A 16,284-nucleotide genomic window follows, 5' to 3' on the forward strand; every position below is an offset into this window, starting at 1 on the left:
CAATTTCTCCGGCAATTAGTTTAGTGGCATCTAAAATTTCACCTCCAAATAACTTTCCTTTAGGTAGTTCTGATTGATCAATTTGAATTATATTTTTTGCTTTCATTGAGCTGTGGCTGGCTTGGTGGTCAAGCAATATGCTGTTAGCTTCAATGTAGCAATATTGAGAGTGTGATGCATGAACATCACCTGCGCAAATTATTCTGCAAGACAGTGATTTATCTTCAGGCTTTTGATGGCCAACCACCCCTTGTTTTACAATTATATCGCCACCGGCGGTTAATTCCCAGATTCGATAGTGCCAAAAATGGTGATGTAGCCAGTTGAATTAACCCGCATCCCAGGTTATCACGACTACTGACAATCACACTGCTTTCAAAGTCTATTTGACAATGTTTCATATTTCGGATCAGTGCTTGTGGCTATTACCGAAAATGGTGAAGATTGAGAGGATTACCCTAGGAGTCTAAGATTTAGTTACGATTAAAAGTCTCGTTTGCAATTCAGGCTCTAGTTTGTTAAAAAGATTCAAACACTTTGATAATAAAGTCATAAATTGCAAAAAATAGTCAACTAAAAAGAGGGTGAAGTGTTAGGGGGTTACCAACTTAAGTTTATTAGTACAATAGGTAAGCACTAAAAAGCTATTAAACAAGGGCATTTTCGTCTTGAAGTAAGTTAACTCTTAAGTAAGAAAAAACTAAATGTTAAGATTTATGTATAGTAAATATATTAAATGGTTATTTGATCAACTATGTTAGATTCCATCTGGTTTACAAAATTTCAGCCTAAATTGGCTCCTCAACTGAGACTTATATGCTTTCCTTACGCGGGAGGTAGTGCATCTACTTTTTATTCGTGGGCTTCTAAACTTCCGGCTTGTGTTGAATTAGTAGCAATTCAATTACCAGGAAGAGGGAATCGATTTAACGAGTCACCTTATTCAAACATGGATGACTTGATTCAGTCGTTACTTGTTGATTTTAAGAGCATTATGGACAAACCCTATATACTATTCGGTCATAGCTTAGGAAGCAGAGTGGCATTTGAGTTAATGAATCAAATAAAGCAAGAAGACCTAAGATTGCCAATACATTTTGTTGCCTCTGGAAGTAAAGGGCCAAATTGTCACCCGAGAAAGGAGCCTATACATCATTTACCTGCCAAAGAGTTCATTCATGAGCTTAGTAATCTAAATGGTACACCTAAAGAAGTATTAAAGAATAAAGAGATAATGGAGCTTTATTTACCTACACTTAGGGCTGATTTTCAAATGGCGCATGAATATATTTATAAATGTGACGATGTTTTTAATTGCCCCATTTCAGTATTAGGAGGCGAACAAGATATTGACATTACTTTGTCCGATCTTGAGAGTTGGGGTAAACACTTCCAAGCACCATATAATGTTCACATATTACCCGGAGACCATTTTTTTGTAGATAGTCATAGTGAGCAAGTTTTAAAACAAATAAATAGAATAATACAAGACCTATTAAACAGTAGAAGTTGCTAAAAAATGTCAATAGATAGTGATTTCATTTCAATTACTGAGGATTCCCTCTTTACCTCAATTCAATTAAACAATATCGAAATAATTAGCTGTGACTTTGATACATCGCTTTATGATATAGGTATATTTAAGCGCTACGGTGTAACTTTCCCTGATGAGCTAAAAAACGCAGTAGTGAAGCTTCAAGCTGAGTTTTTTGCAGGTAGGTATATAGCGAGTTTGGCACTAGAGAAATTAAGAGTAGGCTTTGAAAGTATCCCAATTGGAAAGCATAGGGCACCTGTTTGGCCTGAGGGGGTTGCTGCCTCAATCAGTCATAGCGCTGGAAAGGCATGCTGCGCGGTCACTTGCAAACATTCTAGCGAGTATATCGGAGTATACATAGAGCAATGGCTAGATGTAAAAAGTATACAAAGCATTGAAAGTATTATTGTAACTAAAAATGAGCTTATTTATCTCCATCAACTTAGTTTGGACTATAAAATAGCATTAATACTTGTCTTTTCAGCAAAAGAAAGTTTGTTTAAAACAATATACCCAAGAGTAAATTTTTATTTTGACTTCGATGCTGTGGAAATAATTTCTATTTGTACAGAAACAAAAACATTTCGTCTAAGGTTAAAAGTCAAATTATCAAACGAGCTTGATGAAGGGAGCCTTTTTTCTGGAGTCTATTTTGTGAATGAAAACCTAGTTGGAACACTTGTTGCTGAGGATGTATGCTAATTTTCTGTTCGAAACATCTAAAATATTATGGTAACAACACAGACCTAAAATCAACTTAATAAAGCCTAGTTATCGATATTATCTTGATTTTATTTTGATTAATCCATTCTTGTGAGGGTAAAGTACTTATATTTTTCTTGACTCATTTTGTTTACTTAGTTTACATTAACTTATAAATTACTTTTTTGTAACAATAATAATAAGTGGATTTAAATGGATTTGAATATTATAAGCACATCAGAGCGGACTTTTCCTGAGAAGGATAATATAAGTACTCACGAATCAGAAACACCCTCATTACAAAGTAACAGCATCAATATATTAAAAATTAATGAGGATGAAAAAAAGCAGATTTTAGACATTATCGAGCAATGTGCATTAAACTATTCGATAGTAGAGTTTGACGAATTTTACTTTTCTTGTTGGAAACTATTTCCGACCCTGCCACAAACCTTGTTAGCTAAACTATTCGAGCTTAAAAAAGGTAATAAAACGAATCACCTTTTAATAAAAGGGCTTCCACTGCCTAGTGATATTCTCGCCACACCTAGCAGTAAGGGCACCGAGCACGATGAAAGTACGCTCTTTGCCCGCAAACTCTTAAGTATATTGGTTTCTGGTTTAGGCTATATCTATAACTTTGAAGGAAAAAAACACTTTGACTATATTGATGATGTTTTTCCTCTTTTTAAAGATAGAAACCAGCAGCTAGGCTCAAATAAATGTTTCTTAGAGTGGCATGTGGAAGATGGCTTTCACGATGCCAAGGCCGACTTTGTTGCATTGCTTTGCTTAAGGGAAGATCCTCAAGCAAAAACTTATTTATTTGAAGCTAAGAACATTGACTTAGATAAGTCCTTAGAAGAAGAGTTACAAAAAAAGCAGTTTTTAATAAAAAAAGATACAACGTTTTCCAACGCTTCTGAAAATGTTGAAGAAAACCAAGTCTGTTCTGTACTAAACGGAGGTGTGGACAAAGAAATTGTATTTGATCCACCGTTTACGGCATGCCTAACTGAGTCAGCCCAAAAGGCTTTTACAGAGTTACAAAAATCGATTAGTCGCAATAAGAAGACCGTCGTGTTGGAGAAGGGAGACCTCTTGATTTTTGATAACCGAAGAGTTGTTCATGCAAGAAGTAATTATCAACCAAAGTATGATGGCAATGACCGCTGGCTGCTGAGGTGTTTACTTTTGGAGAGCACTTGGAAAGCAAGACAATACACTTCTGAAAGTGCACACATCATTAAATAACCTTTAAGTTAATTTATTTATCCTTGGGGCTTAGCCATGAGTACAAATGCTGATAGCACTCTGACCTGTGTTCAGAGAGACGTATACATTAATCAAAAAAAATATCCAGAACTTCCAATCACCAACCTTGTTGCACGCATTGATATTAGCGGTTTTATAAATGAATCGATTTTCATAAAAGCGTTCGAGCTTGCTATCGAGTATCACGATACATTTTTAATTCGATTACACGATGATGGTAGCGTCGGACACAACTTCTGCTACGAAAAGCACCCTGTCGATGAACTGGTGTTTATTGATCTTTTTGTTCAAAGCTGGTCAGAATCAACCATTGAACAACAGGTTAGTGAGTGGTCAAAAGATTTTATAGCAGCGCCTATAACTAAGGAAAATAGCAACCTTTATAAAGGGGCATTGATCAAAAAGACAGCCCAGGAATATGAGCTTTTTCTTGTTTTTAGTCATGTTATCTGTGATGGCTGGGGGATGTCTCTTTTTACTAAAAACCTTTACCAGATTTATGATGCCCTTTTATCAAATTCCGCTTCAGAAAAACTAGATAAAATCAAAAGCAGCCTACCTAGCTTTAAAAAGGAAGTAGAGCATGAAGCTGAATACTTAGTGTCGGATAGATTTTCTGAAGACAGGCAATATTGGGTAGAACGCTTAAAAAGCCTACCAGCCCAAGCTGTTGTTCCTCGTTATAGTTATCAATATGCTGACAAGGATTTTGTGCCTAGCCGCATTAAGCAAATCACTATTAATCGTGCAGCATTTCAAAAAATAGAAATGTTAGGAAAGTCGCTTAACGTAGGTATCAACCAATTGATGCAAGCGGCTATTTATGTATATATGCTCAACAGCTGCAATGTAGATGAGCTTATTATTGGGCAGGTATTTCATAACCGCAAGAAACTGAGCTCTAAAAAAACGGTGGGTATGTACTCTAAAATACTGCCCGCAAGGTATAATTTTGGTACAACGCTGACATTATGTGAGTTATTGCAAAAGATTAAAGAAGTAAATCAAATTGACAATTTGCATTACGCTACACCTTTGGAGCAGCTAGCCCAAGATATTGATATTTATAATCAAGGAAGAACACTACTCTTTGATGTGGTATTCAATTACATCAAAATGAGCTTTAACCATCACCCCGAAGGTGCAAAAACAAAGACAAATTATGTCACTTTAGGTTATGACCCCTTTCCACTTAATATCTCTTTACTTGAATTAGGTGAACACCAAGACCTTGTATTAACCCTTGAGCACAATCTAGCATATTACAGCGATGATGAAGCCGAACTAGTAATAAATCGCTTGTCAAACTTGTTAATGTCATTGCCTGAGCAACAGCACACATCAATTAAAGATATCAACATCTTAAGTCAAGCAGATTGGAAGCATATTGAAGATTACAATAATACGCTTAAGGCCTATTCAGATAGCCCTTCCATCCATGATCTGTTTTTAACGAAAGCAAAAGCAGTTCCAGAATTCGTCGCCTTGAAAGACTCACAAGGAGCGTTAACTTACGAATCATTATTGCATCATGTTGTTGGAATGAGCTCTCAGCTTTCCTTGGCAACGCCAGACACACGAAAGCCAATTGCAATCTACTTACCCAAAGGACGAATGCAGTTAATTGCAGCACTGGCTATTATGTGTTCGGGGCATTTTTATATACCACTTGAAACCCATTGGCCACAAGAGCGAGTACGAAAGGTAATTGAAAAAGCCAACATAGAAACCGTCATTAGCTCAGTTGAGTTAGCGATTAACTTGCCTGAGAACATATGTTGCCTAATCGCTGAGGGGTCGCCAGTACAAAAGCCAGGAAAAGATTGGATACAACAAGTTAAGGCAATCAATTCAGCTGAGGCACTTGCCTACGTCATATTTACATCAGGCTCTACCGGTGAGCCAAAAGGAGTTGCGATAGCTCATAAAGGCGCTGTGAATACGCTAAGGGACATTAATGAACGCTTAAATGTCACCGAAAAAGATAAGGTTCTCGCAGTATCTGACTTAAGTTTCGACCTGAATGTGTATGATTTTTTTGGCATGCTGGCAGCGGGAGGAACGATCATTTTCCCAACAGCAGGGGAAGAGCGTGAGCCTTCACATTGGGCGCAATTGATAGAGCAACACAACGTATCAATATGGAACACGGTTCCAGCTTCAGCAGAGCTCCTTGTAAGTTATTTCGAATTAAATAACAAAGACGCGCAGGCACCAATTAGACATATGATGTTAAGCGGTGACTGGCTGCCTCCTAAGTTGCCAAATAGATTAAAACAATGCTTTCAAGGTGCTGGCAAGCCAGCCCAAATCCATAGCTTTGGGGGAGCGACGGAAGCGTCTATATGGTCTATTACCTACCCCATACATGAAGACTGTTCTGAATGGAAAAGCATTCCTTATGGTAAGCCCATGCTTAACCAATCGTTTTACGTGCTAAACCAAGAGCAAAAACTTCAACCTGTAGGCACAGAAGGTGAATTGTATATTGGCGGTGTAGGTGTTGCAGAGTGCTATTTTAACGATATCGAAAAAACCAACTACAGCTATATTATTCATCCTCAATTAAATCAACGACTATATCGCACTGGCGACTTAGGGCGGCTAATGACAGATGGCAATATTGAGTTTATTGGACGCGTTGATCACCAAGTGAAAATCAATGGTTTTAGAATCGAGTTAGGTGAAATTGAAAGCCACCTTAATAGCTTAACAGAAGTCAAAGAAGTAATTTGTCAGGTGATGACAAACCAACAGGGTGCCAAGGTTTTAAATGCTTATCTTGTCTCGACAAGTTGCAACGCTGAGCTCTCTATTCTTGAGCCTATATGTCGCAGTTACCTATTACAAAAGGTGCCTAGCTACATGCTTCCGGTTAATTATTTTCTGTTAGAAAGCATCCCCTTAACACCTAACGGAAAAGTAGATAGGAAAGCTTTACCAATTAAAGAGAATGACGAGGAAAACTTCCAGCAGCCAACTACAGAGATTGAGATCTTGCTGGCCAAAATTTGGCGCCAAGAAGTAGAAATTGAACGAATTGGAGTTCAGCAAAGCATTTATGAATTAGGCGTGGCGTCACTCAATGCGATAAAAATAGTCATGCAGATCAACACTATTTATCCTCACCTTGAGCTGCAGCTAAAAGATTTAATGCAACATTATACCATTGCATCACTGTCCGCATTTATAGAACAAAAGTTCATGGTTGGTGCTACTGAAGAACAAGAAAATATTGAAGAGTTGGAGTGGTAATTGTGAAGGCTGTTGTATTAATAAAGCATTTAAAAGATAAGGGAATAACGCTTTTCCTAAGTGATGGGAAATTAAAAAGCCAAGCAGCGCCTGGTGCGATTACCAAGGATATTGGCAGTCAAATCCGTGAAAGCAAAAACGAGTTAGTTGCTTTTTTGGCCTCTGAACAGGCGATTCCTCGTACCCAAAAAGACGAGTATGAACTGTCTTTTAGCCAGCAACGCTTGTGGTTTTTAGATAGGTTGGAAGGTCAAACATCCACGTACAATATGTCAATCGCCTATCAACTTAGGGGGATGATTCAGGTACAGGCACTAGAAGGCGCCTTAAATGATTTACTGAAGGCAAATCCCTCGCTTGCTGCCCAATTTTATGAAATTAATGGGCAAGCCAGTCAAGTTTTCCGCCAAGACATTGCAGTAAAATTGCAAACGATACAAGCTTATAACGTAGACGAGGAATTCATAAACAAGCAGTTAGCCGAAGAGGCCCAACGCCCTTTTAACCTTGCAAGCTCTCCGATGCTTAGGGCGCAGGTTTACCTACAAGCTGCTGATGTTTCAACCCTACAACTAACCTTTCATCACATTGCTGTTGATGGTTGGTCAATAGAGTTACTATTTGATCAGCTTGCTGCTTTCTATCAGGCCCGTGTAAACGAAAAAGTGTTAGTTGCCACAGAGCAACCTTCAGGTGGCCTACATTACGGTGACTATGCGGCTTGGCAGCAGGGATACTTTCAGGCAGGTGGATTTGACAGCTCATTAGAGTACTGGGCGCAGCGGTTGGCAAACAGCCCTGTTATGCATGCTCTGCCCACAACAAATAACAGGCCTGCAAAGCTTGGTACCAGAGGTGACAAGCAAGTTTACACTATTGATGCTGACTTATGGCGCAATGTGACCAACTTGGCTAAATCATCTCAAGTAACCCCCTATATTTTCCTTTTAACGGCATGGGGGAGCTTCTTACAGAAAGTAAGTAATCAGCAAGACGTTGTGATTGCAACACCCGTTGCAGGACGCAACAGGCAAGAGCTAGGTGCAGTGGTAGGGATGTTTGTCAATACACTACCTATTCGAATGACTGCAGGCTTTAGGTTGAGTTTTAAAGAAGCCTTAAGAGACGTAAAACAAGCCGTGATGAAGGACTTTCAGCACGATGAAGTGCCTTTTGACTTAATAGTTGAGTACTTGGGCCTCACGCGCAGCCTAAGCTTTTCTCCACTAGCGCAATTGTTATTTAGCTTTCAGGAAGCATATCCTAAAACGTTGACATTAAGTGGGTTAGAAACGTCAGTAAAACAACTTAATACCGGAACTGCTAAGTTTGAGTTGAGTTTAGAGGTTACACAAACAGGTTCAAGTGCTGACTTTTTGTGGGAATTTAATACGGACTTATTTTCAGATAAGCAAATAGCGCAATGGTCAGAGCAATTTTTTCACTATTTGAGCCAGCTTACTTTAGATGCAGATAAGCCATTAAGTGGCTATGACATTGTTACCCAAAATGAATATAAATATCTTACCCAGCATGTTAACCAAACTAAATCAGACTACATAAACGACAAGTGCATACATGAGGTATTTGAGCAACAGGCTGAAAAGCACCCTCAAGCGGTGGCCTTAGTTTTTGAAGAAAAACAGCTGACTTATGAAGCATTAAATAGTCGTGCCAATCAACTTGCCCACTACCTGAGTGAGCATAAAAATATTTCACACGATACATTAGTCGGGTTGTGTTTTGAACGCTCTATTGAAATGGTTATTGCTATTTTAGCTATTCTTAAGGCCGGAGGCGCTTATGTACCGTTAGATCCAGACTACCCGGAAGCGCGTCTAAAGTATATGTTAGACGATGCAGAGCTAGATACTGTTATTACCCTCAGTAGCCTAATTGATCAAACATCAGTTAAAAGGTCACAAGCAATTTGTTTGGATGATGCATGCTTAAAAGATGAGCTATCGCGTTTTTCGACAGATAACCCATCGGTAACCGATAAAAATTTACAAATCCACCATTTGGCCTATGTCATATATACATCAGGCTCAACAGGAAAGCCGAAAGGGGTGCTACAAACCCATGAAAACGTATGCCGGTTGTTTTTAACAACTGAAGGTGATTTTAAGTTCAGTGCTTCTGACACCTGGACATTATTTCACTCCATTGCGTTTGATTTTAGTGTTTGGGAGTTATGGGGCGGATTACTTTATGGTGGCAAGCTCGTCATTCCTAATTACGCATGCACTAGAGATCCCAAACAGTTTGCCACCCTGTGCCAAGCCCAAAATGTAACCGTTTTGAACCAAACACCAAGCGCTTTTAGCTCACTCTCTGAAGTTATACTAAAACAGAATATTGAGCTGCCTTATTTAAGGTGTGTTGTTTTTGGTGGTGAAGCGTTACAAGTAGAAAGCCTAATGCCATGGTGGGAGCGTTTTGGTGATCAGCAACCTACGTTAATTAATATGTATGGTATTACCGAAACAACCGTACATGTTACTTACAAGCCATTAAGTAAGGCTGACGTAACCCCCGCATCTGTCGGCAATAAATTGGCTGATCAGACCATATATTTGTTAGATAACCATAAAAAGCTAGTGCCAAAAGGCACCGTTGGTGAAATATATGTCGGGGGAGCTGGGCTCGCTAGAGGGTACCTAAATAAACCGGAGATCACGCAAGAAAGGTTTATACCTGATCCATTTACTGCCAAGGTTGATGCGAGGCTGTACAAGTCAGGTGACTTGGCCAGATACCTTGATAATGGCGAACTTGAGTTTATTGGTCGTGCAGATGAGCAGATAAAAATTCGGGGGTTTCGAATTGAGCTCGGAGAAATAGAGCACCAACTGGCAGAATGTGATGGAGTAGACTCCAGTTTAGTGTTAGTGAAGGAAAACTACGCTGGTGAAAAGTCACTTGTTGGCTACGTGAAGCTAAACACCCCATGTCATGTGGAGGAAGAGTCCAGCGCTATTGTCCAGCAAATAAAAAGTGCAATTGCATTGGTGTTACCTAACTATATGCTGCCACCAGTAATCATGATTGTGAATGAGTGGCCACTCACGGCAAATGGTAAAGTTGACAAACAAATGCTTCCCGAGCCGGCGCAATCGATACTGCAAACAACCTCAAAGCATGAATTCAAAGCACCGCAAACAGATAAAGAGCAGATTTTAGTTAATGCCTGGTCTGAAGTACTTAACCTGGATTCAGATAAAATAAGTACGCTTGCAAACTTTTTCGAGCTTGGCGGGCATTCACTACTTGTCGTAAAGCTGGTTTCGGCTATTCAAAAGCAAGGATGGGAACTTACTGTTCAGTCTGTATTTGGTGCCGCAAACTTAACTGAGTTGGCTGAAGAGCTTAAGCCTGCGAACCAATTTGACGTCTATCAAACCCCGGCGAGTGCGATCCCAGAAAGTTGTGAAAATATTAGTCCTCACATGTTGCCGCTTATCGATTTAACGCAGCAGGAAATTGACCATATTGCGAGCCAAATCCCTGGTGGCATGCCATGTATCAAAGACATCTACCCGCTAACCCCGCTTCAAGAAGGTATGTTGTATCACCACATGCTAGCCCCAGAAGATGATCCCTATGTAATAACGACTTACTTGCGCGTAAATAGTCGAGCTTCATTTGAAAAATTGGTGGCAGGGCTGAACTTTGTTATACAACGGCATGACGCACTAAGAACCGCCTTTTTCTGGAATGAATTAGACACGCCTGCTCAAGTTGTACAGCGTAGTGCGTCAATACCAGTGCAATGGTTACAGGCTGTGAATGGGCAAGATGCATTAGTTGTTTTAAAGCAAAACATCATCACCAGCATGGACTTAGCCATAGCACCATTGTTTCACCTTGCCGTTGTAGAAACAGCACAAGCTGAGCATTATGTTAAGTTAACTTGGCATCATTTAGTTGATGACAATACCAGCCTAAATATTATTGTAGATGAGTTGTCAGCTTGGTTTAAGGGGGATACAGAAACGTTACCCAGCCCTATCCCATATAGGGAAGCCGTTGGGCAAATACAGCACCATCAGAAGCATACCGATGCAACTTGCTTTTTTGAGGCAATGCTAAGTGATGTGTCAGAGCCTACAGCGCCTTTTGACCTACTTAGTGTTAATCAAAAAGTACAAGCAACAGAGCTAGCTGCCGCGTTATCATTCGATTTATCAGCGCAAATACGCCAATGGACTAGTGAAAATCATTGTAGCCCAAGTGCATTTTTCCATGCGGTTTGGGCACTTGTTATATCTGCGTGTTGCAGTAAAGAACAGGTGGTTTTTGGAACGGTAATGTCTGGCAGGCTGCAAGGCTCACAATGGGCCGAGCAAATGGTTGGCCTATTGATAAACACGCTGCCAATAAAAGCGCAATTGAACAACCAAAGCGTGCTGTCGCTGGTTAATACCATCAGTAAATCTATTCAGAATTTAATTGCTTATGAGTATACACCGCTAACACAAGCCCAGAGCTGCTGCGATATTGAGGGCGATGCCCCATTATTTAGCTCAATCATTAATTGCCGTTTTAGTTTTGAAAATCAGCCAGTACGGGATGCCAACAATGAGTTTACTTTTTTAGAAGCACACGAGCGCACAAACTACCCACTTGGGTTATCAGTTGATGATATAGATAACACGTATCACCTGACATTAAATGTAGATAGTAGCGTTAATGGTAAGCGTGTGATGAGTTATGTTACAACAGCTGCGTCTAGGCTTATGACTGCTCTATTACAAGCGCCTGAACAAGCTGCTAACACTTTGTCGGTAATACCAGACACTGAACAGCATCAATTAATAAGCGCTTTCAACAATACGGCTTGCCCATACTCGCAAGAGGCACTGATCCATGAGTTGTTTGAACAGCAAGTTGAAAAAACACCTGACAATATCGCCCTAGTGTTTGCTGAAACTGAACTTACTTATCAGCAATTAAACACAAGAGCTAACCAATTAGCATGTGGCATTCGTAATCAGTATGAAGTTCGTTATGGTGAGAGCTTAAAGCCAGATACATTTGTTGCTCTATACCTAGAGCGAAATGTTGAGCTGATTATAAGTATTCTCGCAGTATTGAAAGCTGGTGGGGCATACTTGCCTATCTCACCCAATGACCCGCAAAAGCGTGTGCAATATATATTACAAGATACACAAGCGCCTATCTTACTAACCCAATCAAAATTTACTGAGCAGCTAAGTCAGGTCACTGAGATGAACTCATCTCAAGCGGAATTATTGGTTGTTGATGAGCCAAGTGTGTTTGGCTCACATAGCGAGGACAACTTACCCAGATGTGGGGAGCCAAGCCAACTGGCCTATGTTATTTATACTTCTGGTACAACTGGCCAGCCCAAGGGGGCAATGTTAGAGCACAGAGGGATCGTTAACCTGATCGAGCATGATATCAAAACTTTTGATATCAGCTTTGGCGAACGTATTATGCATGTTCTTCCAATGCAGTTTGATGCAGGCGGACAAAGCTTATTCCACGGCCTATGTGCAGGGGCCCAGGTTCACTTTGTTGACGCTAAAATTGATCTAACCCAGTTTATGGTATCGCACGATATTAACTATTGTGCGATGACCCCTGCGTTATTAGGGGCTCAGGTGGTACGCCAAATCCCATCGTTAAAAGTCATTATGGTGGGTGGGGACAACTGCACAAAAGACCTGGTTAATACCTGGACCCAGCAGTGCCAGCTATATAATCTTTACGGCCCAACTGAATGCTCAATCGTGACTACCATGAAAGAGGTTAAGCACAATGAAACCCCTGTGATTGGTGGCCCAGTCGCGAATACCCAAGTGTATATTCTTGATCAGCAATTAAAACCAGTGCCTATTGGGGTTACTGGTGAGTTATATATATCAGGTGTCGGATTGGCAAGGGGATATCACAATAAGCCCGAACTTTCCAAAGAAAAGTTTATAGAAACCTCTTTGCCAGGCGCTCCATTTAGCCGCTTATATCACTCAGGTGACAGGGCGCGTTGGCTTGAAAATGGAGAGTTAGCATTTGCAGGTCGTAAAGACCACCAAGTAAAAATACGTGGGTTTCGCATTGAAGTGCAAGAAATTGAGCATCACTTATCAGCAATTGAAGATGTCTCAGAAGCTTATGTGAAGGCAAGGGGTAAAGCAAAAGCTAAACAGCTTGTCGCCTACGTGACACTCAAAGGAAAGGCTTTAAATACAAAACATTCAAGAGAAAATATGGTGGCCAATCTAACAGGCTATTTAGGCAAGCATTTGCCAAGCCATATGTTGCCATCCCATTACGTCTTTTTGGACAAAATGCCACTAACAAATAACGGTAAGTTGGATGAAAAAGCTCTGCCAGAACCTGAGCTTAACCAGTTGGTACTGGAACAGCAATTACCAACCAGTGCACTTGAAATTGCACTATGTGAGCTTTGGCAACAAGTTCTTGGAATTGAAAAAGTAGGCTTAACCGATAATTTCTTTAACCTTGGCGGTGATTCAATATTATCTATACAACTTGTATCAAGGGCAAATAACCAAGGCATTTCGTTAAGCGTCAAGTCACTTTTTGATAACCCAACAGTTACTGAGCTTGCAAAAGTCGTTCGCTTTGAGTCAGTTAATGTAGGGCTGCAAGAGGCGGTGACCGGCAATATGCCGTTATTACCTATCCAGCACTTTTATTTTGATAAAAACACTGAGCAACCTGAACACTTCAATCATTCACTACTACTTCATGTTCCAGCTGACTTAACTGAAGCACATTTGTCGAAGATTGTTGATGCACTATACCAACGCCATGATGCATTACGGCTAGTATTCAATCAAGGCGAGGATGGCCACTGGCAAGCGCTGCACACCCCGCTTACTAAAGCGTTTTTAGATGATAGCCTTTCCTGCCAGGTAAGGCCTGAAAGCCAAGCGTGGGAAGTGTGGATTGAAGCTCAGTGTGGACAGTGGCAGCAGAACTTCGACCTTCAAAATGGCCCGTTATTTAAAGCCGTCTTGTTACAGGAAGGAGAGGAACCTCGAAGCGAAAAACGGTTGTTTTTATTGTTCCACCATTTAGTAATTGACGGGGTTTCTTGGCGGATTATATTAGATGACTTGCATCTTGCATATAAGCAGCTAAGTAAAGGTGATGATGCCAGTGTTGCATTACCAGGAAAAACCGCGTCTTATCAAGCCTTTGTAAGTGACCTTGTCGATTCCTCAAACAAGGAAGAAATTATAGATGAGCTCGAATATTGGCGAGCACAAAATCGAACATTTAATTTACCATCCGAACATAGCGTTTCAGGCAACCCAATGATTGCTACCACACAAAAGGTAAGCTTTACACTGGATAAAGCCGAAACCGAATTGTTGCTGCAGCTATCTAACTCAACGTATCGCACACATATCAATGAGCTGCTGCTATCAGGAGTGCACCTTGGCTTGTGCCGTTGGGGGGGCTTAGATAGCGTTAAGTTTATATTTGAAAGTCATGGCCGGGATGTGCCATTTAGCGACCTGGATATCAGTCAAACACTGGGCTGGTTTACAAGCTTCTATCCTGTTTACATCGAACAGGCAAGTGAGGGGCAGGACATACAAGCGCACCTTAAACAGGTCATTCTGAAGGTTAAGGAAACATTAAGGGCCATTCCTAACAATGGTTTAGGCTACGGCTTATTGAAGTACAACCATAATGAAGCGGATGCACAACTTAGTCATGATTATCAGTCTGTAGCATTTAACTACTTAGGTGTGTTTGATGCCGACAAGCAAATGGCATCGCTTGGCAGCAACAGCTTTAGTGAAGCTAAAGAAGGCCGAGGCGAACACCAAAGTGGGCGGCACCCTCGTTGGCATAAATTGGGGTTAAATGGCTGGGTTAAACAAGATCAGCTGAGCTTCACGCTTGATTATAGCGCCCTTGAATATAGCAAACACAATATACAAGGCCTAGTAAAGGAGCTGGAACAAGGGATGCTTGATGTTATTGCCCATTGCCAACAAGCTCAACCTTGCTTCACGCCATCGGATTACCCACTAGCCAATGTTAAGCAAACAGAGTTGGCAAAATGGCAGCATCAATTTCCAGATATGCAAGACCTCTATCCGGCTACTCCTATGCAGCAAGGGATGATTTTTGAAACGCTTAAAGAGCCAAAAGCCTATATGCTGCATCAGGATATTGTGTTTAGTGCAAATACCAGTTTTAACGCAATGCAAGAAGCATGGTCAGAAGTAATGGCACGCCATTCCATAATGCGTACGCGATTTGTGGGCATAGAAAGCGCCAATATACACCAAGTTGTTTTACCAACCGGGCAATTTGAGTGGCATCAGTTTGACTGGTCTGGATTAACTTTAGAAATACAAGATACAAAGTGGGAAGAAGCTATTGAGCAGAACTATAAAAGGGGCTGCGACTTTACCCTTGAGCCGCTTACCCGCATCTATTTGGCACAACTTTCATCTACTCGTTGGAGGTTGCTATTCAGTCAGCACCACTGCCTGTCTGACGGTTGGAGCCTGCCCATTATTTTAGGTGAAGTGTTTAGTCTTGCAGAGAATAAGTCTGACGGTAATAACTATCAACTTCTTCCTGTTACAGACTACAAGCAGTATATTGATTGGTATTTCAAGCAAAACCAGCAACAAGGGTTACAGTTTTGGCAAGGAAAGCTTGAGAACGTGACTCAGCCTTGCTTATTGATGCCACCAGAAGATGAAAGCGGTCTGCGGGAATATTGTGAGAAAGTCATTACCTTTGACGTAGCCCTTAGCCAAAAGTTAAACCACTTCTGCAGAGCGCGCAGTACGACACTCAATACTGTTATGCAAATGGCTTGGTCGTATCTGTTAAGTCAATATACGCAATCCGATGACGTGGTGTTTGGCACCATAGTCTCTGGTCGTGACTGTGATGTTGACGGCATACAAACCATGGTAGGGCTGTTTATCAATACCTTACCATTGGTTGCTCATCTCGGCGTAACACAAACCATTGAAAGCTATTTGCAAACGCTACAAAAGCAGCAGCTTGAATGTAACCAATATAATTATTTGCCTCTGAATGACGTTTGCATGCAAGCGAAAAATGCAGGCATTAAATCGGGTGAGCGTCTATTTGATACCTTGCTTGTAACCGAGAACTACCCTACTGGTGAAGCACTTAGCTCCTCTCAGGCGTTAACCAAAACTAAAATTGAGCAGGTAAGCGCCAAAGAGCATATCGACTTTGGTTTGTCGGTCGCAGTCGTGCCTGACGAGGAGTTTTGGGTGCGCTTTAGCTACAAAAGTGGCGAATATTCGACAACGCTCATCAATCAAATATCTCAACATTTCAAGGCAATTATCAACAGCATTGTAAGCCAAACGGATTCTGCTGCTTTAGTTGGTTCACTCGAAATGCAACAAGACGAAATTGATGACAAACCGTTAATGAGTGCGCTGATAGATGAACTAAATGACCTAAGTGAAGCGGAAGTAGCTGAGCTATTAATGACAGAAGAAAAATTATAA

5 protein-coding genes and 1 pseudogene are annotated in these 16,284 nt (G+C 40.8%); 5 read left to right on the forward strand and 1 reads right to left on the reverse strand.

The features are described from left to right. Window positions 1–386, reverse strand: a pseudogene (locus QL989_RS17225) (FapA family protein); the annotation flags it as partial. A 368-nt stretch (window positions 387–754) separates the two neighbouring features. Between QL989_RS17225 and QL989_RS17230 the strand changes: the two are divergent. The 5 genes from QL989_RS17230 (at window position 755) to QL989_RS17250 (ending at window position 16,284) form a co-directional block, all read left to right on the forward strand. Beyond that, window positions 755–1,516, forward strand: a complete 762-nt coding sequence (locus tag QL989_RS17230) for an alpha/beta fold hydrolase (protein ID WP_290171373.1) — start codon at window positions 755–757, stop codon at window positions 1,514–1,516. 3 nt (window positions 1,517–1,519) lie between these two features. Next, window positions 1,520–2,239: a 4'-phosphopantetheinyl transferase superfamily protein gene (locus tag QL989_RS17235; RefSeq protein ID WP_290171374.1), complete on the forward strand. Its 720-nt coding sequence runs from the start codon at window positions 1,520–1,522 to the stop codon at window positions 2,237–2,239. A 213-nt stretch (window positions 2,240–2,452) separates the two neighbouring features. Beyond that, entirely contained in the window at window positions 2,453–3,493 is a 1,041-nt protein-coding gene (locus QL989_RS17240; protein WP_290171375.1) for a TauD/TfdA family dioxygenase, read from the forward strand. Between the two features lie 36 nt (window positions 3,494–3,529). After that, window positions 3,530–6,769 carry an amino acid adenylation domain-containing protein gene (locus tag QL989_RS17245; RefSeq protein WP_290171376.1) on the forward strand — a complete coding sequence of 1,080 codons (3,240 nt, stop codon included), beginning with the start codon at window positions 3,530–3,532 and terminating at the stop codon, window positions 6,767–6,769. A gap of 2 nt (window positions 6,770–6,771) precedes the next feature. Then, window positions 6,772–16,284, forward strand: a complete 9,513-nt coding sequence (locus QL989_RS17250; RefSeq protein WP_290171377.1) for a non-ribosomal peptide synthetase — start codon at window positions 6,772–6,774, stop codon at window positions 16,282–16,284.

The sequence above is a fragment of the Pseudoalteromonas sp. APC 3224 genome (assembly GCF_030407535.1).
GTDB lineage: Bacteria > Pseudomonadota > Gammaproteobacteria > Enterobacterales > Alteromonadaceae > Pseudoalteromonas.